This is a genomic window from Streptomyces pyxinicus (assembly GCF_024753135.1).
Lineage (GTDB): Bacteria > Actinomycetota > Actinomycetes > Streptomycetales > Streptomycetaceae > Streptomyces > Streptomyces pyxinicus.
The window spans coordinates 16,032-38,305 of sequence record NZ_JANUGP010000012.1 but is presented as its reverse complement, the minus strand read 5'-3'; the positions used below and the strand labels follow the sequence as shown (position 1 = coordinate 38,305).

The window sequence follows — 22,274 nt, the reverse complement described above, 5'->3', positions numbered from 1 at the left end:
GGGGATCGGCGCGGCTCTGCCGACGACCAACGATTCCTGGGCCGAACAAGTGACGAAACCACATCCAACGTGGTGACAGCGCAACGAAGCCACTAGCTTCCGACACAGCGGGATCAGCTCGGACATACCCGCCTGTGCAACGCCTCGAAGGAGTACGTCGATGCATCGTGGAACCCGTACCGAATACCGCCCGGCACGCGTCTTGCTGGCGGCCGTCGTCACCCTGCTGGCGACCGTCGTCACCGGCCCGGCGGCCACCGCCGCCCCGGACGCCGCGCCATCGGCCCGAGCGGCGGCCACCCTGCGCTGCTCGCTGCGCACCGCCTCGCCGGTCACCTTCTCTCCCGCGGTGTCCGGCACCCCACGCAACGTCACGGCACGGGGCACCGTCAACCTGAACGGGTGCACGTCCCCCGACGGCCGCCGGAAGAGCATCCGTTCGGGTCGGCTGACCGTGCGGGGCAGTGGCCGGGCCACCTGCTCGCGGGTGTCCGGGGTGCGCGGCTCGGCCACCGTCACCTGGTATTCGGGGGCGGGGCGCACCGGGCGGGTCGTGGGACGCTCGGCCGTCACCCCCGCGGCGGCCGGCGTGAGCGGCTACACGCCGCTCGACTCCTTCCTCAGCGGTCGGATCACCTCGGGCCCGATGGCCGGCCGGCACATCACCGGCCGGGCGGCGCCCACCACGAACGTCAGCTCCTGCTACGGCCGGGGCCTGCGCAGCGTGGGCCTGCGCGGTACCGTCACCGTGAGCTAGTACTCCAGCGGCGGTTCGTGTCCTGAGCCGGTTCCTGCCGTCGGCCGCGTACGGCGGGGACGGTTGGCGCTCAGAGGCGGGCCGCGCAGCCGGAGCCGGAGTTCGCGCGGGTGGCGCCGGAGGTCCAGGCCTCCACAACTGGGCCGCCGCACGCGGGAGATCGGAGCCTTCGACGGCGACCGGCCCGCCCGCCGGCCCCCGGACACTCTCCCGCGCCGTGCCCCACCCCACCTCGGAGCGGTCGTCCGCGCACTGCGCTGGTTCCGCCGGCGCAAGACGGCGCCAAGCGATCGCCCGCCGCTGCCGCTACCGAAGAAGAGCCAGCTACTACGCTCGCCCCATGGTCGAGCATCGGATGATCGAGACGAACGGCATTCGGCTGCACATCGCCGAGCAGGGCAGCGGCCCCCTGGTGGTGCTGCTCCACGGCTTCCCCGAGTCCTGGCGTTCGTGGCAACACCAGTTCGGGCCGCTGGCCGACGCGGGGTTCCGGGTGGTCGCCCCGGACCAGCGCGGCTACGGGAGCAGCGACCACCCGGAGGACGTCGACGCGTACACGATCCTGCACCTGGTCGGGGACGTCGTCGGCCTGGTGCGGGCGCTGGGGGAGGAGACGGCGTACGTCGTCGGGCACGACTGGGGCGCGCCCGTCGCCTGGCACACCGCCCTCCTCCGCCCGGACCTGGTGCGCGGCGTGGCCGGGCTGAGTGTGCCACCCCCCTTCCGCGGGACGCGTCCCCCGCTGGCGGCCATGGAGGAGCGGTACGGCGGCCGGTTCTACTGGAACTACTTCAACCGTCCCGGGGTGGCCGACGCCGAGTTCGGCGGGGACACCCGTACCGCGCTGCGGAAGTTCGTGTACTGGGCCTCCGGTGACGCCCCCGGCGCGGGCGAGGGCCGGCAGCCGCTGGTCGACCCCGAGCGCGGCTGGCTGGCGGCCATGCCGGAGCCCGACACGATGCCGGACTGGTTCACCGAGGACGACGTCGACGCGCTCACCGAGAGCTTCGCCGGGGGATTCACCGGGGCGCTCAACTGGTACCGCAACCTGGACCGCAACTGGGAACTCACCGCCGCCTGGCAGGGCGCCGTCGTCACCCCGCCCGCCCTGTACGTCTACGGCGACCGCGACATCGTCCCGGCGTTCCCCGGCACACCCGAACTGATCGCCCGGCTCCCCGAGCTGATGCCGAACCTGCGATCCCGGCCGCTCGCACTGCCGGGCTGCGGCCACTGGACCCAGCAGGAGCGCCCCGAGGAAGTGAACACGGCACTGATCGAGTTCCTCACGTCCCTCGCGTGACCCCGGCGCGGGCGGGTCCGTCGGCCGCCCTCGCTCGCCGTGCCCCGTCCGGACATGTCACCTAAAATACCCGTATGACTACAAAGCGTAAGGAAGTCGCCGCGGTCATAGCCGCCGCGGCCGCGACCGGCGCCCTGCTCACGGGATGCGGCGCCGGTACCGACGACAGTGCCGCCGAGACCGGTGCCGCCGAGGCGGCGCAGGTGGCCGCGCCGTCGATGTCGCCCTCGCCGTCGGCGACCGCGAGCGCCCTCACCGAGGACCAGGCGGAGCGCAAGGCGCTCGTCCCGAAGGCCAAGACCGGGTACGACGAGGCGCTGCGCACCGCGGTCGCGGCGGTGCCCAAGTCCAAGCCGGTGTCGATCGAACTCAAGGGCCCGGCGAATCAGCCCAGTTGGCAGGCGGAGGTCGCCACCACCGACGGCGTGGCCCACACCGTCCGCATCGACGCGGCGAACGGCAAGGCCGGCCCGGCGCAGACGAAGTCGGACCAGGACAGCGGCGACCGCCGCGAACTCGCCGACCGGCTGGACAAGGCGAAGGTGACCGCGCAGCAGGCCGCCCAGACCGCCACCGGCAAGACCAAGGGCACCGTCACCGCCGTCGAACTGGGCGACACCGACAACGGCACCCTGAAGTGGTCCGTCGACGTCGTGTCCACCACCGACTGGAACAAGACCACGTACGACATCGACGCCACCAACCGCAAGATCCTGCGCGAGCACGTCGACCGCGACTGACCTGCCGTACCGCCGCGAACCGGCCTGTGGTTGGCTGGTCGCGGGCGCGGGTTGTGGTGCGGGTGAGGTTCTGTGGTGAGATGTGGTGATGCGTACCCCCCACATACCTGCGCATCCGCTCACCCCGTCCGACGAGCCACGGCCGGACCCGGTCCCGCGGCGGGCCAGCCCGTACGACGAGCTGGCCGCGCTGGCGGACGACCCGTCGGACGACCTCACCCCCCGGCCCGCCCCGGTGGCACCGGACGACGACGCCGGCGAGCCCTGGGCCCCGCCCAATCACCGGCGCGGCAGCCGCCGCCGCAACCGGGCCACCGGCCTGCCCGTCGTGGTCCGGGTGCTGGCCTGGACCCTCGCCCTCGCCTGCCTGGTCACCCTCGCCGACCGGTGGGCGCTGCTCTACGCCGAACGCAAGGCCTCCGAGCGGCTCAAGGACCAGCTGCACCTGGCCGCCGCGCCCGAGGTGCGGATCGGCGGCTTCCCGTTCCTGACCCAGGTGGCCGCACAGCGCCTGGACTCGGTCCAGGTCACCGTGCCGGACATCCCGGCCCGCCGGGTCACCCTCACCCGGGTCTCCGCCACCGCCCGCGACATCCGCGTCGACGGGGACGGGCCGACCGCGATCCGCGGCGCCCTGGTCCGGCAGGTGCACGGCCGGGTCCTGCTGTCCTTCGCCGACATGAACCGCGAACTCGGCGCCTCCCAGGTGACGTTCACCCCTCACGGGCCGAGCGGCATCCGGGCGCACGGCGATCTGCGCGTCGCGGGACGGGACGTCCGGGTCCGGGCCGACGCCCGCATCCGGCGCGACGGAGACCGCGGCATCGCCACCTCGGTCGGCGGCATCCGCCTGGACATCGGCGACCTCGCCACGTACCGCCCCGGCACCCGGCCGAGCGAGGGCCTGCACCTGACCCCCGCCTCGGCCCGCCGGGTCAGCCGGGAGGCGAGCCGTATCCGGGCCCTGCTGGGCGTCCCGCAGGTCGTGCGGCGGCTGGGCGTGCCGGACGGCACGGTCCGCGCGGCCCTGCGCGACGAGGACGCGCTGCACCGGCTGACCGGGGCGCCGCGCTTCCTGCACGACCTGACCCGGGTGAACCTGGTCGACGTCGCGCTCGCCCACCCCGCCCTGCTCAAGCGGCTGGGCCTGGACCTGTCCCTCCTGACCGCGCTGACGAAGCTGACCCGCCCGCAGGTCGCCGAGCGCTTCGCCTTCTCCTTCGAGCTCCCGAAGCCGCCGACCGGCGCCCTGCGGCTGGAGGACGTGACGGTGGGCCGGGACGGCATCCACGCCGACGTACGCGGATCGGGCCTGCTGCTGGGCCACTGACACCGGGTTGGGCCGTATGCCGCGTCCGGATGCGGCCCCTCCCGGTGCCGCCGCAGGATCGCGGTCATGCAGATACTCAAGGAGACCCGGCACACCGGACGACGGGTGTGCGCGGGGGTACGTCGGGGCGTGGGCGTGGCCGCCGTCTGCGGTGTGCTGGCGGTGACCGGTACGGCATGTGACGGGGCGGCAGGTCGCCAGGCCCCCGGAGGCGCGCCCGGTGCGGCGTCCGCGTCGCCCGGCCGGGTGGTGGGCGCCCGGCTCCCCGGTGTCGGGGACCGGATGTGGAGTCAGGTCCCGGCGGACAGCGGACAGGCGGTGGTCGTCTACGGCGAGAGCCCCGACTCGCCCGAGAGCACCGCCGTGCTCTACGAGAGGCGGGGCCCGTCCTGGGAGCGGACGGCGAGCTGGCCCGCGCACAACGGCCGGCTCGGCTGGACGACGGACCACCGCATGGACGACGAGCAGAGCCCCGTCGGCGTGTTCACCCTCACCGACGCCGGCGGCTCGCTCGCCGACCCCGGCAGCCGGCTGCGGTACTGGCAGGACGACAACGCCTTCGTGACGATGCTCAACCCGGGCGAGACCCACACGCACGACTTCGACTACGTCATCGCCATCGACTACAACCGGCTCAGAGGCGTCCCGCCCTTCGACTGGAGCCGCCCCGACGGGGTGGAGCGGGGCGGCGGCATCTGGCTGCACCTGGACCACGGTGACGGCACGTCGGCGTGCGTGAGCCTGCCGGAGGCGGGCATGAAGACTCTCCTGCGCACCCTGGATCCGACCCGGCGTCCCGTCGTGGTGATGGGGGACCGGGACCGGCTGGCGTCCTGACGACCGGTTTCCGGCGGCCGGGAACCGGTGTCCGAGCGCCGCCCGGTCGGGGTGATCGCCGGCACCCTTCACGGGCCCCCGGCACCACGACAGGGTGCGTACTGCCGGACTTGCCGGTTGTGAGGCTTGCGTGTGCGTTCCGAGGGCGGCTTGCGTATGGCCGGTGGCGTGCGAGACGGTTGCCGTACGGCATCTTTTTCCCGAGGCTGGAAGGTGGTGGGGTGCGCACGGCGCGTGCCTCCTTTTGTGTCTGTCTCCCGCGGTTCCTCCGCCCGCCCACCCGACGTCGACCCGAGGGTCGGCGCCACGTGGACCGAAGCTCCCTGTCCCGTCCTCGTCGTCGACCGGTACGGCGGGCTCGTACGGATCAACGGGGCGGCCCGCGCCCTGCTGCCCGACGCCGAGTGCGGTGACCGGCTGCACGAACGGGTCCCGTCCTGGCTGTGGGGCGCGCACCAGCGCATGGGCGAAGGCCCCCACGACGGCTCCCTCGGCACGGCGACCGGGCGGATCAACGGCCGCTTCGTCGAGGCGCACCCCACCCCCGTCGGCGAGGGCGAGGTGGTCTGGTGGCTGATCGACGAGACCGACCGGCGCCTGGCCGAGACCGCGCTGAGCAACGCCCGGCTGCGCTCGGAGATCCTCTCCGAGGTCTCCAGCGCGCTGCTGTCCACCCTGAACGTGCCGCGCTGTACGGAGGTGGCCGCCTCCATGGCCGCGGAACATCTCGCCGAAGCCGCCGTCCTCGTCGCTCCGCCCCAGGGCCGGCGGCACCCCCTGACCTACGCGCGCCGCGGCGGCCCGGTCACCCAGGTCACCCGTCAGGTGGACGTCTCCGGCGTACCCGGCCTCGCCGAGGCGCTGCAGGGGTTCCCGCCGGTGCCGGCCCGCTGGATCGATCCGGGTGCCATCCCGGACTGGGTGATCCCCGACGGGTTCTCCGGGGCGGTCGGCTCCGTGATCGTCACCCCGCTGCCCGGCCACGGAGTCCCCGCGGGCGCGCTCATCCTGCTGCGCTCCAGTACCGAGCAGGTCTTCACCGAGGGCGAGGAGGTCTTCGCCCGGCTCTTCGCCGCCCGCGCCGGCGCCGCCCTCTCCGCCGCCCGCCTCTACACCGAACAGGCCACCGTCACGGCCACGTTGATGCAGGAACTGCTGCCGCCCCGGCTGACCGGTGTGCACGGGGTGGAGTACGCCGGCGGCTACCGCGCGGCCAAGGACCACGAGCGGGTCGGCGGCGACTTCTACGACGTGCACCCCGGTGCCGACCCCTCGCAGGAGACCCTCGTGGTCCTCGGCGACGTCGCCGGCAAGGGGCTGGACGCGGCGGTGCTCACCGGGAAGATCCGCAACACCCTGCACGCCCTGCTGCCGCTCGCCGGAAACCACCAGCGGGTGCTCGACCTGCTCAACGGCGCCCTGCTGACCTCCCGGCACACCCGCTTCGCGACCCTGGTGCTGGCGTCCGTACGGCGCCGGGGCGGTCAGGTGCGGCTGCGGCTGACCAGCGCCGGGCATCTGCCGCCGCTCATCACCCGGGCCGACGGCACGGTGGAGGAGGTCGCCACCCAAGGCACCCTGGTGGGCGCCCTGCCGACCGTGAAGGCCCGTACCGTGGAGACGGTGCTGTCGCCGGGGGAGACCTGCCTGCTCTACACCGACGGCATCACCGAGGCCCGCGGCGGCCCCCTGGGCGACGAGCTCTTCGGCGAGCACCGGCTGCGCCGGGCCTTCGGCGAGAGCGCCGGCATCCCGGCGGAAGCGGTCGTGGAACGCGTGCAGATGCTCGTCTCCGGCTGGCTCGGCACCGGCCGGCACGACGACATGGCCGCCGTGGCCATCAGCGCTCCCGCCACGGGTGCGCTGACCCTGGTGGGCGGGCACGCGGAGGCAGGCGGGCACACGGGCGGTCCGGGAAGCAGGAGGATCACGTGACAGTGGCACGGCCCAGCGCCGCCGGTCTGGCCGACCGGCTGTGGCAGGCCGTCGTCCAGGGAGACGAGCGCTCGGCGGCCGGGCTGCTCCACGACGCCCTGGCCGACGGGACGGACGAGGAGACGCTCCTTCTGGAGGTCATCGCGCCCGTCCAAGAGAAGGTCGGCGTCGAATGGGCCGCCGACCGCATCACCGTGGCCCAGGAACACGCCGCCACCGCCATCAACGAACGGGTCGTCGCCTCCCTCGCGCACCGCCGGCCCGGTCGCCCGACCGGCGCACCGGGGCGCGGCCGGGTCACGGTGAGCTGCGTCGACGGCGAGTGGCACGCCTTCCCGGCCCGGCTCGTCGCCGAGGTGCTGACCCTGCACGGCTGGCGGGTCGACTTCCTGGGCGCCCAGACCCCGACCCCGCATCTGGTCGCCCACCTGCACCACACCGGACCCGACGCCGTCCTGCTGTCCGGGTCGATCCCCACCCACCTGCCGACGGCACACGCCGCCATCACCGCCTGCCAGGCCGTCGGCGTACCCGTGCTGGCCGGGGGGCGCGCCTTCGGTCCCGACGGCCGCTACGCCCGCACCCTGCGCGCCGACCGCTGGGCGGCCGACGCGCGCGGCGCGGTGAGCGCGCTCGACGCCGGCCTGGGGCGCCCGGACGCGTCCGCGACCCGGCAGCAGCTGGACGACCTGCCGCACCTGGCCGACCAGGAGTACACGATGGTCGCGCAGTCACGCGCGCAACTCGTCAAGCAGACCCTGGTGGACCTGGAGAACCGCTTCCCCGCCCTGCGGAGCTACAGCGACTTCCAGCGCGAGCGCACCGCCGAGGACATCGCGCACATAGTCGACTTCCTGGCCACCGCGCTCTACGTCGACGACGCCGAGCTGTTCACGTCGTTCCTCACCTGGACCGCCGACATCCTCGGCGCCCGCCATGTCCCCGCCCACTCCCTCGTGGCGAGCCTGGACCTTCTGTCCGGCCAACTGCGCGACTTCCCCCGCGCGGGCAAGCTGCTCCACGAGGGCGTCGCGGCCCTGGGCGAGCACTCCGACCGTCCCGTCCCCGGCCCGGACAGCCACGTATGACCTCTCTTTCACCTGCCGAGTTCGCCCTGTCCTTCTTCCGCGAACCCGCCACGCTGACCGTGCGGGTGTGCGGCGAGCTGGACTACGACACGAGCGAGGACCTCGTCGACGCCGTCGTGGCGCGTCTGGAGGAGGGTCCCCCGCCCCGCGAGGTACGCCTCGACTTCGGCGCCCTGACGTGGATCGACTCCTCGGGCCTGGCCGCGCTGCTGATGATCCATCGCCGTACCGACTCCGCCGGGGCCGTCCTGCGCCTGGAGAACCGGCCCGGCTTCCTGGAGCGCCTGCTGCACGTCACGAACGTCCTGGAGCACCTGACCGCCCCCGCCTCGGGCGGCCGGGGGTGAGCCGGCGCTCAGGACTCCAGGCCGACCAGGTCCCAGGGGTTCGGGCCCGTGCCCTCGCACCACGCCCGCAACTCCTGGCCGTTCACGCAGAGGATCCCGCACTCAGCGGCGTACTCCAGGGCCGGCGCGGTGTAGTCGCTCGTGGTGACGACCACGGCTATGTCGGCCTCGTGGATGGTGAAGCAGGTCCCCCCGAAACGCTGCATGTCCTGCGAGCCGACCTTGTTCTCCTCGCAGTACTGCTTGCACTGGACGACCAGGAGCCGTCCGTCCGGCGTGCGGCCGACGACGTCCGCCCCCAGGTCGCCGGCGCCGCCCACCACCTCCACCTGCCGGCAGCCGTCCCGCTCGCACAAGTCGGCTATGGCCCGCTCGAACCCGTCGGGATCGAGCGCGGTGTAGTCGACCGGACCGAGCGGGACGGTCGCCGACTCGGCCGTCAGGGCCGTCGTGGGGTCGGCTCCGAGCGTGGCCGTACCGGTACCGGCGACGGTGAACTCGCACGGCTCCGCCGGTACCGGCGCCGGTGCGACGGAGGGGCCGGGCGCGGCCGCCACCGGGTCGCGGAGACTGTCCGACGCCCGCTCGGCCGCCTGCTCCAGGGCGACGGCCGCCCGCCGCGCGTATCTCGCCGCGGAGAACCGGCGCCACCTCGGCCGGACCGCCACGACGGTCGCGAGGCCCAGCAGCCCCAGGATCACGGCCCACAACGGGCGGTGCGCCACTACGTCGGCCGCGGTGCGCGCCGCGAACGCGAGGACGCACAGGGCGATGGCCAGCAGCAGGAAGAACAGGGCCGTCGCCCGCAGGTCGAAGCGTCGGTCACGGTGGACAGGCCGAACAGGGCGAACAGGGCGCAGGGGCACGGTCATGCCGGTTTCCTCCCGGGGCGACAACGAAGATCGGTTGTCTACGGGTGCCCAAGATCGTCGGCTGTCGAACGCGGGAGGATTCGCGTGCCTCAAGCCCAACGGGTACGGCGCGTACGCCGCCTGACGTCCTGTCGGTTCAGGGCGCCGTGCGCCAGGCGCTCACCAGCTTCCCGAGCGTGCCGGTGTTCCAGTCCAGACGCAGTACGGCCAGATCGTCGGTGTGCCGGTCGGCGTTGAGGGTCCGGGTCCGGTTGATGAGCTGGTCGAGGTGGGTGCCGGGGTCGGGCGCGTGGATCCGGTCGATGATCCCCAGCAGGCCCTCCACTCCGAGCCGGGCTCCCGCACTGTCCGCGAAGCCCTCGATGAGCCCGTCGGTGTAGGCGATCAGGGCGCCGCGCGCGGGCAGTTCGAGGGTGGTCGAGGGCCACTTCCCGAGTCCGGGCGCGATGCCGAGGGCGATGCCGTGGGCCGCCGCGACCTGCTGGGTGTGGTCCGGGGTCACCATGAGGGGCTCGTGGTGGCCGGCCAGGTGCAGCGTCATGGTCGCCGCGTCCGGGTCGAGGGTGATGAGGGTGCAGGTGGTGAACAGGTCGCTGTTGGCCCGTTCCGCGATGTGTATCTGCTCCAGGAGGTGGAGCAGCTGCTGGTCGCGGTGGCCGCCGAGGGTCAGGGCACGCCAGGCGATGCGCAGGCAGACGCCGAGCGCCGCCGCGTCGGGGCCGTGTCCGCTGACGTCTCCGATGACCGCGTGCACCTGTCCGTCGTCGGTTTGCACGACGTCCAGGAAGTCGCCGCCCAGCAGGGCCTGGGCGCGCCCCGGGTAGTAGCGGCTGGAGGCGGTGACGGCGTCGGAGGACAGCAGGGGCTCGGGCAGCAGCCCGCGCTCCAGACGCGCGTTCTCCTCCGCGCGCAGCCGGCCGATCTGGAGGGCGGCGTTGGCCCGCTCGGCCTGCTTCCGCTCGACGGCGTAGCGGACGGCGCGCTGCATCAGGTCCGGCTCGACCTTGCCCTTGATCAGGTAGTCCTGGGCGCCGGCCGCGAGGGCGTCGACACCGGCGCGCGGCTCGTCCAGTCCGGTCAGGACGATGATGGCGGCATGGGTGTCCCCCTGGATCGCCTGCACCGTCTCCACGCCGGAGGCGTCGGGCAGGTGCAGGTCGAGCAGGACGCAGTCGACGGCGTCCGCCGCCAGCGTCACGCGTGCCTCGGCGGCGGACCGGCAGCGCGCGAGGGTGTGCGGCAGACCGGTGTCGTGCAGCAGTTCCTCGACCAGGAGGGCGTCCCCGTCGTCGTCCTCCACCAGCAGGACCCGGAACTGCTCCGCGCGGCCCAGGAGTTGATCGGTCACGGCTGTGTCCTTCGCTCCGAAGGCGCCGCTGCGGTCCCGGCGACGGGCAGGGTGAAGACGATACGGGTGCCCGGCGTGTGCTCGGAGTCGATCCCGATCCGTCCGCCGTGGAACTCCACGACCTTCTTGCACATCGCCAGCCCGATGCCGGTGCCCGGGTAGGCGTCCTTGGTGTGCAGCCGCTGGAAGAGGACGAAGACCTTCTCCCGGAACTCCGGTGCGATGCCGATGCCGTTGTCCGCCACCGCGAACTCCCACTCGTCGCCCTCGCGCCCGGCGCTGACGTGGATGCGCGGCGGCCGGTCGGGGCTGCGGAACTTGACGGCGTTCGACAGCAGGTTCTGCCAGAGCATGCCGAGCTGGGTGCTGTCCCCGACCACGGTGGGCAGCGTGTCGTGGGTGATCTCGGCGCCGGTCTCCTCGACTGTCACGCTGAGATTCTCCACGGTCCGGCCGAAGACCGCCTCCAGATCGACGGTCTGGTGGTCGTTGTGCACCCGGCCGACCCGGGAGAACGCGAGCAGGTCGTTGATGAGGACCTGCATACGGTTGGCGCCGTCGACGGCGAACGCGATGTACTGGTCGGCCTTCGCGTCGAGCTGGCCGCCGTAGCGCCGCTGGAGGAGCTGGGTGAAGCTCGACACCTTGCGCAGCGGCTCCTGGAGGTCGTGCGAGGCGACGTAGGCGAACTGCTCCAGCTCCGTGTTGGACCGCCGCAGGTCCTCCGCCTGCTCGTCCAGCAGCCGGCGGGAGCGCTCGGTGTACTCCAGCTCCTCCACCAGCCTGCGGCGCATCGAGTCGACGTCGGCGGCCAGGGCGCGCAGGTCGGCCGGGCCGGTGCCGGTGATGGCGCGGTCGAAGCGGCCCTGGGCCACGTCACGGGCGGCCGAGCCGAGCCGGGTGAGCGGGCCGGTGACGCCCCGCCGCAGCCCCTCGAAGACCAGGGCCGCCACCACGAGGATCACAAGGGCGATGACGGCGAACACCCAGTTCCGAAGATTCTGCGCGTGGCGCAGGTCGTCGCTCGCCGCTGCCCGTTCGTCCTGGAGGTGGGCCTGCTGGCGGGTCATCGTGCGGCGCAGGGCGTCGAACAGGGACTTGCCCTCCGTCGCCCGCCGGGCGGCGAGCCGCACCGCCTCCGCCGCCGGGGACTTCGACACGGGGACGGCTATGCGCTGCTGCCAGGCCTCGGCGCGCTTCTCCACGGCGGCCAGGTCGGCGCGGGCCCGCGGGTCGTGCTCAACCAGGGGGCGCAGCCGCCGCAGGGCCGTCTGCTCGTCGGCCGTGCCCTGTGTGTAAGGCTGGAGGAAGTCCGCGCGCCCCGACAGGCCGTACCCGCGCGTCCCGGTCTCCTGGTTGATCAGGGCGCTCTCCAGCCGGATCGCCTCGATCAGGGCGGGTGAGCGGCTGTCGACCAGCTCGGCCGTGATCCGCGACGTGCGCCACATCGCCCAGCCGCCCAGGGAGCCCAGCACAGCGAGGACGACCATGGTCGTGGCCACACCGGTCCGCAGCCAGCGCCGGGTGGTCCAGCCGGAGAGTGCTCCCTGGTCGTCGGACGGGTCGGTGTTCATAGCGGTCTGCTTCGCTCCCTCGGATAGGGCATAGTTGTCATGTGGCAAGCACACTGTACCCATGGCAGGACAACACATGTTGTCCCATCTCGGGCCCACAGCCTAGGGTGGATCCATGCCTGGTCCCGCCCGCACGCCACACCCGCCTGGGGAGACGGCCGCGCTCGTGACCCAGGTGGTGGACGAACTCGCCCGGCGTCTCGCCCTGGACGGCCTCCACCCGACGGGGGAACCGGTGGAGGCGGCCGTCGAGGCCCGCCGGCGAGCACTGACGCGGCTGGGCGTCCTGCGCCGCGTGCGGCAGGCCGTCCGACAGCTGGAAGACCAGGCGGCCCACGTGACGGCCGAGAGCGGCGCAGGACATCCCGAGATCGGCCAGGCCGTCGGCATGAGCCGGCAAGGAGCCCGACGGCGCCGGCCCGGTCTGACGAGCAACCGCATCACCCCCCCGACCCCGCATCCAGAACTCCGGAGTTCGTGACCCATGGCTGCTGCCGCCACCCGCCCCTACGACGTTCTGCTCGTCGAGGACGACGTCGCCGACGCGATGCTCATCCAGGACGCCCTCGCCGAGCGCGGTACCCGCAACCTGACCCAGGTCTCCGACGGTATGGCGGCCCTGGACTACCTGCGCGACCCCGCGAACGAGCGGCCCGACCTCATCGTGCTCGACCTGAACATGCCGCGCATGAACGGACGGGAGTTCCTCGCGGTGGTGAAGGAGGACGCCGAGCTGCGCACCATCCCCGTCGTGGTGCTGACCACGTCCGCGGCGCCCGACGACGTCACCGGCGCCTACCACCACCACGCCAACGCGTACGTCACCAAGCCGGTGAACCTGGAGGAGTTCGAGGCGGCGGTCCGCAGCATCGACAGCTTCTACCTCGACATCGCGGTCAAGCCCCCCAAGGAGTAGCCGCGCGCCACCGGCCCCGGCGCCGCCGGGGCCGGTTCAGCCGTGCCGCAGCAGCTCCGTGACGACCTCGTCCCAGTGGATGAGGGTGCCCTCCGTGCCCGCCGGTACCGCGGCGAACGTCCCGGCGAGCCAGCCGCGCAGCGGCGCGGCCGGCACGTACAGCACCGCGGCCCCCTCCCGGCCCCGCAGCACGATCCGCACCGTTCCCGGGCCGTGACAGGCGCAGGGCGGGCAGACGCGCACGTTGCCCTCACCGGTGGGAGTACGCAGCCCGCCGCGCAGCTGGTCCCGCGAGAGGAACCACGGCGGCACCGCCTCGGAGGCCCCGTGGAAGTCCAGCCGCACGGCCAGCGGATCGGCCGGGTCGTACCCCAGCCGGACCCCGACCGGCACAGCCGCCGCGGCGCCGAGAACCAGCTGGACGGTCAGATCGAGGTACGGACGCTCGGTCCGGTCGGTCGGGTTCATGACGCCTCTCGGAGATGAGGGGGAACGACGCGTCCCGGATCGTGCGGAGATCCCGCGCCCTGTGCGGGGGACCGACCGCGGCACCCTTTCCCGGGCGCGCGGCATCACACCCCGACGACAACGGGGCGGCTGCCCCGTCGGCCGCCCGGCAATACGGGGCCGTCCGGGTGAACCACCCGGTGCCGGCCCCCTCGGCTGCCCGGACGGTCACCGGCACCGACGAGGTCGCCCGGCGCTCCCTCGACCGTAGCGGGGTTCCGGGCGGGGCACCTCCGGGCGACGCCCGTCATCGCCGTACGGCGTCCCTGGCCGCTGGTCGGCATGGCCGCGCGCCGCTCGCCGTCGGTTGTGGCGGCGCCCCGTCACCCGACCGGCCCGTGCCCCCGGGCGCATCCAGGGGTCTCGCTCGCACCGTAGAAGAGGGACGACAGGCGTCGTGTGAGCGGTGTGACAGCGAGTGGGCAGGTGACGGTAGGGATCATGGGCGATGACGACACCACCTCGGGCGCGGAGCGGACGGACAGCGGGCTGACCTGTCTGGTGACCGGTGCCACCGGGTACATCGGCGGCCGGCTGGTCCCGGAACTGCTCGACGCGGGACACCGGGTGCGCTGCCTGGTCCGTACCCCGGACAAGCTGCGGGACCACCCGTGGGCCGGCCGGGTGGAGATCGTCAGGGGCGACGTGACCGACCCCGGGTCGGTGGCGGCGGCGATGCGCGGTGTGGACGTGGCCTACTACCTCGTGCACGCCCTCGGCACCGGACGCGGGTTCGAGGACACCGACCGGAAGGCGGCCCGCGTCTTCGGCGAGCAGGCGCACCTCGCGGGCGTCGGCCGGCTCGTCTACCTCGGCGGTCTGACCCCCGCCTCGGTGCCCGAGCGGGAACTCTCGCCGCACCTGCGCTCCCGCGCCGAGGTCGGCCGCATCCTGCTCGACTCCGGTGTGCCGACCGCCGTCCTGCGGGCCGCCGTGATCATCGGGTCCGGCTCCGCCAGCTTCGAGATGCTGCGCTACCTGACCGAGCGGCTGCCGGTGATGGTCACCCCCCGCTGGGTGCACACCCGGATCCAGCCGATCGCCGTACGCGACGTCCTGCGTCTGCTGGCCGGCTGCGCCACCCTCCCGCCCGACGTCAACCGCGCCTTCGACATCGGCGGCCCCGACGTGCTGACGTACCTCGACATGATGCGCGGCTACGCGGCCGTGGCCGGGCTGCCCCGGCGGCTCATCGTGCCCGTGCCCGTGCTCACCCCCGGGCTGTCCAGCCACTGGGTCGGCCTGGTGACCCCGGTCCCCGCCTCCATCGCCCGCCCCCTGACCGAGTCCCTGCGGCACGAGGTGGTCTGCCGGGACCACGACATCGAACGGTACGTACCCGACCCGCCCGGCCACCCCATCGGCTTCCACCGCGCCGTCGCCCTCGCCCTCCAGCGCATCCAGGACGCCCAGGTCGTCACCCGGTGGTCCTCCGCCGCCGTCCCCGGAGCGCCCAGCGACCCGCTGCCCACCGACCCCGACTGGGCGGGCGGCAGCCTCTACACCGACGAACGCGAACGCGTGGCCGCCGTACCGCCCGAAGCGCTGTGGGACGTCGTCGAGGGCATCGGAGGCGAGAACGGCTGGTACTCCTTCCCGCTGGCCTGGGCGGTACGCGGCTGGCTCGACCGCCTCGTGGGCGGCGTCGGCCTGCGCCGGGGCCGCCGCGACGCCCGGCGGCTGCGGGTCGGCGACTCGCTGGACTTCTGGCGGGTCGAGGAGATCGAACGCGGCCGGCTGCTGCGGCTCCGCGCCGAGATGCGGCTGCCCGGCCTGGCCTGGCTGGAGATGCGGGTGGACGGCGCGGACGGCGAACCCGTCCGGTACCGGCAGCGCGCCCTGTTCCACCCGCGCGGACTGCTCGGCCAGCTCTACTGGTGGAGCGTGTCCCCCTTCCACGCGGTCGTCTTCGGCGGCATGGCCCGCAACATCGTCCGGGCCGCCGAACGCACCGCGTCCGCGCGGCACCCCCGGCCGGGTGCATCCAGCGCGCCGGCCGGGACCGAAGACAGGAGCGTCCGTACCGGTTCCCGACGCTCCACCGGAAGAAGCTGACGCTCATGCACGTCTCGGTCGTCCTGTTCACCGGCGATCTCCGCCTGTACGACCATCCGCCGCTGCGCGCGGCCCTGGACGCCGCCGACGCCGTCGTCCCGCTGTTCGTCCGGGACCGCGCGGTCGAGGCGGCCGGCTTCGCCGCGCCCAACCGGTCGGCCTTCCTCGCGGACTGCCTCCGGGACCTGGACGCCTCGCTGCGCGACCGGGGCGGCCGGCTCGTGGTGCGCTCCGGCGACCTGGTCGAGGAGGTGTGCCGGGTGGTGACCGAGGCGGACGCCGACGAGGTGCACATGTCGGCCGGACACAGCGCGTTCGCCGCGCACCGCGAGGAGCGGCTGCGCGCGGCCCTGGAGGAGGCGGGCCGCCGGCTCTTCGTGCACGACGCGGTGACGGTCGTCGTACCGCCCGGAGCGGCCACCCCGGCCTCCTCCGACCACTTCGCCGTCTTCACCCCGTACTACCGGCGCTGGACGCAAGAGCACCTGCGGCCCGTCACCGGACCGCCGCGCAAGGTGCCGGTGCCCGAGGACGTGAAGGGCGAGGCGCTTCCCGTGCGCGACGAGACCACCGGCCTCTCCCCGAAGCTGCCGCCGGGCGGCGAGAGCGCGGCCCGCAAACAGGTGACCGCCTACTGGCGCCGGGGCCTCGGCGCCTACGCCGACACCCACGACGACCTGGCCGCCGACGCCACCTCCCGGCTCTCCGCCCCTCTGCACTTCGGCACGCTGTCCCCCACCGAGCTGGTGCAGCGGGCGCGCAAGTCCGGCGGGACCGGCGCCGAGGCGTTCGTCCGGCAGCTGGCCTGGCGCGACTTCCACCGCCAGGTGCTCGCCGCGCGGCCCCGGGCGGCCCACGACGACTACCGGTCCAAGCACGACCGCTGGCGCACGGAGCGCACCGCCGGCGCCGACATCGACGCCTGGCGCGAGGGCCGCACCGGCTACCCGGTCGTCGACGCCGCGATGCGGCAACTGCGCGAGGAGGGCTGGATGCACAACCGCGCCCGGCTCCTCACCGCCAGCTTCCTGACCAAGACGCTCTACGTCGACTGGCGGATCGGCGCCGCCCACTTCCTGCACTGGCTGGTCGACGGGGACCTCGCCAACAACCAGCTCAACTGGCAGTGGATGGCCGGCACGGGCACCGACACCCGCCCCAACCGGGTCCTCAACCCGGTCACCCAGGGCAAGAAGTACGACCCCGAGGGCGCCTACGTCCACCGGTGGGTCCCCGAACTCGCCGAGGTGGCAGCCCCGTTGGTGCACGAGCCGTGGAAGCTGCCCGAACCGGACCGGGCCGCCCTGGACTACCCCGGCCCGGTCGTCGGACTCGCCGACGGCCTGGACCGCTTCCGGCGCGCCCGCGGCAAGCAGCCGTGACCGGGACGGCACCGGCCCACTGGCTCTTCGGCGACCAGCTCGGCCCGCACTTCCTCACCCCCGGCGCGGGCGGCCCCGGCCGGGACGCACCGGTGGTGATGATCGAGTCCCGCGCGGTGTTCCGCCGCCACCGCTTCCACCGGGCCAAGGCCCACCTGGTGCTGTCCGCGATGCGCCACCGCGCCGCCGAGCTGGACGGCCGGGTCCGCTACATGCGCGCCGAGACCTACCGCGAGGGGCTGCGCGAGGCCGTCGGCGACGCACCGGTGACCGTCCACCACCCCACCTCGTACGCCGCCGCCCGCCTGGTCCGCGCCCTGCCCGGCGTGCGCGTCCTGCCCGCGCGCGGCTTCCTGCTGCCGCACGAGGACTTCCGCGTCTGGGCGGACGGGCACGGCGGCGGCCGGCTGCGGCAGGAGGACTTCTACCACTGGGTACGCCGCGCGCTGGACCTGCTGATGGACGGCGACACCCCGGCCGGCGGGCACTGGAACCACGACCACGCCAACCGCGAGCCACCGCCCCGCAAGACCGCCACGCTCGGCGCCCCCGCGCCGTACCGGCCGCGCGAGGACGACATCGACGCGGAGGTCCGGGCCGACCTGGACCGCTGGGAGCGCGAGGAGGGCATCCGCTTCGTCGGCCGCGACGGCCCCCGCCTGTTCCCCGCCTCCCGCCGCGAGGCACTGGCCGCGCTGCGGCGGTTCACCGAGCACCGGCTCGCCGGGTTCGGCCCGCACGAGGACGCCATGCTCGCCGCCGACCCGGTGATGAGCCACAGCCTGCTGTCGTCCTCCCTCAACCTCGGTCTGCTCGACCCCGCCGAGTGCGTGACGGCCGCCGAGGACGCCTGGCGCGCCGGCCGCGCCCCCGTCAACAGCGCCGAGGGGTTCGTCCGGCAGATCGCCGGCTGGCGGGAGTACGTCTGGCAGCTCTACTGGTACTTCGGCGACGACTACCGCCACCGCAACGCGCTGCGCCACGACGCCCCGCTGCCCGACTGGTTCCGGGAGCTGGACGCGGACGCCGTCACCGCCCGCTGCCTGGCCACCGTCCTCGCCCAGGTACGCGACACCGGCTGGACGCACCACATCCCCCGGCTGATGGTGCTGGGCGGCTTCGCCCTCCAGCGCGGCTGGGACCCGCGCGAGCTGACCGACTGGTTCCACCGCGGCTTCGTCGACGGCTACGACTGGGTCATGGTGCCCAACGTCACCGGCATGTCCCAGTACGCCGACGGCGGCCGGATGACGACCAAGCCGTACACCTCGGGCGGCGCCTACATCCACCGCATGAGCGACCTGTGCGCCGGCTGCGCCTACCGCCCCACCGACCGCACCGGCGACCGGGCCTGCCCCTACACCACCGGGTACTGGTCCTTCGCCCACCGCCACCGCGCCCTGCTGGCCGGCAACCAGCGCACCGTACGCGCCGTCCAGGGCCTGGACCGGCTCGGCGACCTGGACGACGTCCTGGCCACCGACCGGCGCTGGGACGAGGCGCCGCCCTGACCCGGCCCCGGTCGGCTCACCGGCCGCCGCTCGCCCGTGCCGCCGCCCATCGCAAGGGGGCCGAGCGGCCCCGGTCGGGCACCGTCCACAGGGCGTGCCCGCGCAGTCCCCACCGGCCCAGCAGCGTGTTGGCGGCCAGGAAACCGCTGGTGGCCGCCCGCTCCATCAGGGCCACGGGCAGACCGGTGCGGACCGTGTCGCCCGCGACGACCAGACCGGGCGTCGGGGTGCCCACCGTCGGCCGGTCGGCGTACCCGCCGACCGGGAACAGCGGGCAGTCGGCGCGCCACTCGTGCCGGGCGTCGACCACCCGGGCCTCGCCCGTCTCCGGATAGACCCGGCGCAGTTCGGCGAGGAGTTCCCGCTGCGTGGCCGCCCGGTCGGTGTCCCCGGGGCTCTCGGGCAGCGCGTAGGCGTGCAGTTCCAGGACCGAGCCGCCGGTGCGGGCGGCCCACCGCGCGGCCTCGCCCTCCCAGTCGCTGAGCACGCTGACGTTGTCCAGCGGGCCGTACCCGCTGGTGCCCAGGAACCCCGGCCGGCCGGGGCGCACGGGCCGGTCCAGCCACAGCCGGGAGACCAGGAACGGCGGCGCGGTCCGCAGCCGCGCGATCCGCTCCCGCCACCCGGCGTCCCCGAGCCCCCCGGACCGCTCCACCAGCGCGCGCAGCCCCGCCGGGTCGAGCGCGAGCACCACCGCGTCGTACGCCTCCGCACCCGCCGGGGAGACCACGGTGAAGCCGCCCGCAGACCCGACCGCGACCTCCCCGACCGCGGTGCCGGTGCGCACCCGCGCGCCGAGCCGGTCCAGCCGCTCCGCCAGCGGGTCCCACAGCGCCTGCGGGAACGGCTCGCGGGGCACGTCGAACAGCAGGCCCTCGGCCGAGCCGAGGAAGTAGACGTGGAACATCAGCGCCATCTCCGCCGCCGACAGCCGCCGGGGATCGGCGAAGAAGCTGCGCGAGAACACCTCGAACGCCAGGTGCCGCGCCGCCGCCGGGAACCCGATCGCCTCCAGGAAGTCGAAGGCGCTGACCCGGTCCAGCCGCTCGTACACCCCGGGCACCCGCACGTCCAGCAGCGGCAGCGCGGCCCGCGGGTTCATCCCGGCCAGATCGCGGACCGTGAACGAGTTGCTCAGCGCGACGAAGCCGAGCGCGCTCAGCGGCGGGGTGCGCGGCACCCGCCGGAAGCTGTCCCGCCGGCCGCTGCCGTGCCGCAGCGGGTAGTCGGGCAGGCCGGTCAGCCGGCACAGGGCGGGGTCGGTACGGCGCAGCAGGGCGCGCAGGTTGTAGTACTGCCGGAAGAAGGCGTGGAAGCCCCGGCTCATCGTCACCGTCGTACCGTCCGCCAGCCGGGTCGGCCACCCCGCCAGCCGGCCGCCGAGCCGGCCGTCCCGCTCGTACAGGGTGACCGCCACCCCGCGCTCGGCCAGCGCCGTGGCCGCGGTGAGCCCGGCGATGCCGCCCCCGACGACCGCCACGCGCGGCACGCCGTCCGCTTCGGCGCGCGCGGCGCCGGGCGGTGCGGGCAGCAGCCGGGCCCGCCGGTCCCGGCCGGGACGGGGCACAGGTCCGCCGCCGTCGGGGAGGCCGGTCATCGCCCCGCCTCCCCGGCGTCGGCGGCCGGGCGCCGGGCGACCACGGTGTGGGTGATGCCGGTCTGCCAGCCCGGCAACGGCAGGAGCCGCACCCGGTCGAACCCCGAGCGCCGCACCCGGTCGGCCAGTTCGCCGGCCGTGTCGAAGGCGACGACACCGCGCCACAGGTGCCGGTAGAGCGGGCCGTCGCCGAGCAGCGAGGCGACCGGCAGCACGCAGCCGCCGACCACCGCCGTCCACACCGCCCGGTGCGCCGGATGCCCGCTGAGCGCGTACTCGTGCACCGCCAGCCGGCCGTACGGGGCCAGCAGACCGTACGCGTGGGCGAGTACGGCGTCCGGGTCGGCGGTGTTGCGCAGCAGGTACGCGGCGAACACCGCGTCGAACGGGCCCCGCACCCCGGCCTCGGCCAGCCGCTCCACCGGCGCGTGCACGAACCGCACCGGACGCGGCCAGGGCCGCCGGGAGGCCTCGCGCAGCATCCCGGCGGAGGCGTCGACGGCGGTGAGGTCCGCGCCGGGCAGTACGGCGGCCAGCGCGGCCGTCGAGGCGCCCGTGCCGCAGCCGAGATCCAGCACCCGCAGCCCCGCGCCGCCGTCGGGCAGGCCCAGGCGCCGGGCGGACCGGCGCAGGTGCGCGTGGTAGCCGGGGTTGGCGGCCACCAGCGTGTCGTAGCTGCGGGCCGCGTGGTCGAACGCGGCGGCCAGGTCGGCGTCGCGCAGTACGGTCATGCCATCTCCTGAGGGGTCGTCGTACGGGGGAGCCGGGCGGTCGGGGAGGGGCGGCGCGGGGTGAACGGCAGGGCGACGGCCGAGCCGAGCATCGCGGCGACGGGCACGTGCAGCCCGATGGACAGGTCCTCCGGCAGGCTGGTGCGCCCGTCCAGGAAGCGCAGCAGGCGGGGTGCGGGCACCCGGGCGAACAGCCGGGTGAAGAACTCCGGGCCGTCCACCCGGCCGCGGTCGAGGGCGTGCAGCAGGACGGCGTCCATCAGCCGGGACCTGGCCGAGTGGGGGAGCGGGGGCAGCGGCTCGCGTCCCGCGTACAGCGCGGCGGCCACGGCGGCGGTCTGCCGCTGCACGGCGCTGAAGGTGTAGCCGGTCGCGGGCCGGGTGGCCCCGGCCGCAGCCCCGATCCGGAACACGCGCGCCGCGCTCCGCCGGGAGAAGTCGGCGTCCGTCATCGGGATGACACCTTGCTCGCACTCCGTGACCCGGTGCTCGCCGACCCCCAGGACGCCGGTGAGGTAGTGCCGCAGCGCGCCGTCGTACGCGTCCCGGCCGAGCACGCGCCCGGAGAACTCCGTGTACTCCACCAGCGCCCGGTCCGGGGCGGTCGGCAGCACATAGCCGAACGACAGGCCGTGCTCCGGCTGCGGCGTGCGGAAGTCCATGAACTCCACGGTCGTGGGGTCGAACACCGGCTCCCGGGTGCGGACGAACCAGCCGCGGAAGTGCTGGAGCAGCGTCGTGCGGGCCGGCGGCAGCCGCGCCGGCGGCCGGGAGTCGAACACCCAGCGGGCACGTACCGTCACCGGCCGGCCGTCGGCGCCCAGGGCGTGCACCAGCGCGCCGCCCGGCACGGACTCGACGCGCTCCACGACGGCCTCGACGGTCCGCACCCACCGGCTCCCCGCGAGCGCCCGGCCCGCCAGTTCTTCGAACGCCTCCGAGCGCAGCATCTTGTAGCGCAGGGGCGCGATGCCGGCCCGCACGGTCCGGTCGCCGGAGCGCACCCGCAGCCGGTCCCAGCAGGCGGTCAGCGCCGCGTCGTACGGGCCGGCCCCCGCCTCCCACCAGCACCAGGTGCGCCGGGGCGCCCGCAGCGGGCCGGGCGGCGCCGCCAGCAGCACCGCCGTGACCGCGCGCCCGGCCGCGGGCGGCGCCGCCAGCCGCAGCGCCAGCGACAGCCCCGCGGCCCCGGCGCCCACGACGGCGACATCCGACTCCACCCGCACGGCGGCTCCCTTCCCGGGCCGGTCGATCCGGCCAGTCTTCCCGGCCACCGGCCCCGGCGGATGCAGCCGGGAGCGTGTCGGGCGCCAGGGGGCCCCTTGGACCCGCATGTCCACCGGACGGCGCATCCACGGACGCGATCCGCGCGGAATGTGTCACGGCACAGGAGCACGACACAGAACACGACACCGGACATGCGACGGCGGCAGCGGGCACGGGC

20 protein-coding genes are annotated in these 22,274 nt (G+C 74.4%); 13 read left to right on the top strand and 7 right to left on the bottom strand.

The genetic code is table 11. The features are described 5' to 3' along the window. Window positions 1–160: 160 nt before the first annotated feature. The 8 genes from NX794_RS17795 to NX794_RS17760 all read left to right on the top strand — a co-directional run bounded on the left by NX794_RS17795 (window position 161) and on the right by NX794_RS17760 (window position 8,337). Entirely contained in the window at window positions 161–757 is a 597-nt protein-coding gene (locus NX794_RS17795; RefSeq protein WP_258779535.1) for a hypothetical protein, read from the top strand. A 340-nt stretch (window positions 758–1,097) separates the two neighbouring features. Next, entirely contained in the window at window positions 1,098–2,060 is a 963-nt protein-coding gene (locus tag NX794_RS17790; RefSeq protein WP_258779534.1) for an alpha/beta fold hydrolase, read from the top strand. A gap of 74 nt (window positions 2,061–2,134) precedes the next feature. After that, window positions 2,135–2,800: a PepSY domain-containing protein gene (locus NX794_RS17785; RefSeq protein WP_258779533.1), complete on the top strand. Its 666-nt coding sequence runs from the start codon at window positions 2,135–2,137 to the stop codon at window positions 2,798–2,800. Window positions 2,801–2,888: 88 nt separating this feature from the next. Next, window positions 2,889–4,130: an LmeA family phospholipid-binding protein gene (locus NX794_RS17780; RefSeq protein WP_258779532.1), complete on the top strand. Its 1,242-nt coding sequence runs from the start codon at window positions 2,889–2,891 to the stop codon at window positions 4,128–4,130. Window positions 4,131–4,196: 66 nt separating this feature from the next. Then, complete coding sequence (locus NX794_RS17775; RefSeq protein ID WP_258779531.1) at window positions 4,197–4,967, top strand: L,D-transpeptidase family protein; 771 nt, start codon at window positions 4,197–4,199, stop codon at window positions 4,965–4,967. Between the two features lie 246 nt (window positions 4,968–5,213). Further along, window positions 5,214–6,902: a PP2C family protein-serine/threonine phosphatase gene (locus tag NX794_RS17770; protein WP_258779530.1), complete on the top strand. Its 1,689-nt coding sequence runs from the start codon at window positions 5,214–5,216 to the stop codon at window positions 6,900–6,902. Continuing rightward, window positions 6,899–7,990 carry a cobalamin B12-binding domain-containing protein gene (locus tag NX794_RS17765; RefSeq protein WP_258779529.1) on the top strand — a complete coding sequence of 364 codons (1,092 nt, stop codon included), beginning with the start codon at window positions 6,899–6,901 and terminating at the stop codon, window positions 7,988–7,990. The genes NX794_RS17770 and NX794_RS17765 overlap by 4 nt, the downstream gene beginning before the upstream one ends. Then, the gene (locus NX794_RS17760; RefSeq protein ID WP_258779528.1) at window positions 7,987–8,337 is read left to right on the top strand and encodes an STAS domain-containing protein; all 351 of its coding nucleotides are present in this window, start codon (window positions 7,987–7,989) and stop codon (window positions 8,335–8,337) included. The genes NX794_RS17765 and NX794_RS17760 overlap by 4 nt, the downstream gene beginning before the upstream one ends. 8 nt (window positions 8,338–8,345) lie before the next feature. On the opposite strand, the gene NX794_RS17755 is transcribed toward NX794_RS17760, so the two are convergent. The 3 genes from NX794_RS17755 to NX794_RS17745 all read right to left on the bottom strand — a co-directional run bounded on the left by NX794_RS17755 (window position 8,346) and on the right by NX794_RS17745 (window position 12,131). After that, window positions 8,346–9,209, bottom strand: a complete 864-nt coding sequence (locus tag NX794_RS17755) for a restriction endonuclease (RefSeq protein ID WP_258779527.1) — start codon at window positions 9,207–9,209, stop codon at window positions 8,346–8,348. 136 nt (window positions 9,210–9,345) lie between these two features. Beyond that, complete coding sequence (locus NX794_RS17750) at window positions 9,346–10,557, bottom strand: PP2C family protein-serine/threonine phosphatase (protein ID WP_258779526.1); 1,212 nt, start codon at window positions 10,555–10,557, stop codon at window positions 9,346–9,348. Then, window positions 10,554–12,131, bottom strand: a complete 1,578-nt coding sequence (locus NX794_RS17745) for a sensor histidine kinase (RefSeq protein WP_258779525.1) — start codon at window positions 12,129–12,131, stop codon at window positions 10,554–10,556. The genes NX794_RS17750 and NX794_RS17745 overlap by 4 nt, the downstream gene beginning before the upstream one ends. A 115-nt stretch (window positions 12,132–12,246) precedes the next feature. On the opposite strand from NX794_RS17745, the gene NX794_RS17740 reads away from it, so the two are divergent. After that, on the top strand, window positions 12,247–12,612 hold the full coding sequence (locus NX794_RS17740; protein ID WP_258779524.1) for a hypothetical protein: 366 nt from the start codon (window positions 12,247–12,249) through the stop codon (window positions 12,610–12,612). Window positions 12,613–12,615: 3 nt separating this feature from the next. Continuing rightward, window positions 12,616–13,047, top strand: coding sequence for a response regulator (locus tag NX794_RS17735; RefSeq protein ID WP_258779523.1), 432 nt, complete (start codon window positions 12,616–12,618; stop codon window positions 13,045–13,047). Window positions 13,048–13,083: 36 nt separating this feature from the next. Here NX794_RS17735 and NX794_RS17730 read toward each other — a convergent pair whose 3' ends face one another. Next, the gene (locus NX794_RS17730; RefSeq protein WP_258779522.1) at window positions 13,084–13,515 is read right to left on the bottom strand and encodes an SsgA family sporulation/cell division regulator; all 432 of its coding nucleotides are present in this window, start codon (window positions 13,513–13,515) and stop codon (window positions 13,084–13,086) included. 480 nt (window positions 13,516–13,995) lie between these two features. Between NX794_RS17730 and NX794_RS17725 the strand changes: the two genes are divergently transcribed. The 3 genes from NX794_RS17725 to NX794_RS17715 are packed head-to-tail and all read left to right on the top strand — an operon-like array spanning window position 13,996 to window position 18,502. After that, window positions 13,996–15,609 (top strand): SDR family oxidoreductase, encoded by a 1,614-nt coding sequence (locus tag NX794_RS17725; RefSeq protein ID WP_258779521.1) that lies wholly within the window; start codon window positions 13,996–13,998, stop codon window positions 15,607–15,609. Window positions 15,610–15,614: 5 nt separating this feature from the next. Beyond that, on the top strand, window positions 15,615–16,991 hold the full coding sequence (locus tag NX794_RS17720) for a cryptochrome/photolyase family protein (protein WP_258779520.1): 1,377 nt from the start codon (window positions 15,615–15,617) through the stop codon (window positions 16,989–16,991). Next, a complete protein-coding gene (locus NX794_RS17715; RefSeq protein WP_258779519.1) occupies window positions 16,988–18,502 on the top strand; it encodes a cryptochrome/photolyase family protein in 1,515 nt (504 codons plus the stop codon). The genes NX794_RS17720 and NX794_RS17715 overlap by 4 nt, the downstream gene beginning before the upstream one ends. 16 nt (window positions 18,503–18,518) lie before the next feature. On the opposite strand, the gene NX794_RS17710 is transcribed toward NX794_RS17715, so the two are convergent. The 3 genes from NX794_RS17710 to NX794_RS17700 are packed head-to-tail and all read right to left on the bottom strand — an operon-like array spanning window position 18,519 to window position 22,056. Further along, a complete protein-coding gene (locus tag NX794_RS17710) occupies window positions 18,519–20,099 on the bottom strand; it encodes an FAD-dependent oxidoreductase (protein WP_258779518.1) in 1,581 nt (526 codons plus the stop codon). Beyond that, the gene (locus NX794_RS17705; RefSeq protein WP_258779517.1) at window positions 20,096–20,830 is read right to left on the bottom strand and encodes a methyltransferase domain-containing protein; all 735 of its coding nucleotides are present in this window, start codon (window positions 20,828–20,830) and stop codon (window positions 20,096–20,098) included. The genes NX794_RS17710 and NX794_RS17705 overlap by 4 nt, the downstream gene beginning before the upstream one ends. Continuing rightward, window positions 20,827–22,056, bottom strand: a complete 1,230-nt coding sequence (locus NX794_RS17700; protein WP_258779516.1) for a lycopene cyclase family protein — start codon at window positions 22,054–22,056, stop codon at window positions 20,827–20,829. Before NX794_RS17700 ends, NX794_RS17705 begins: the two co-directional genes overlap by 4 nt. Between the last annotated feature and the right edge of the window lie 218 nt (window positions 22,057–22,274).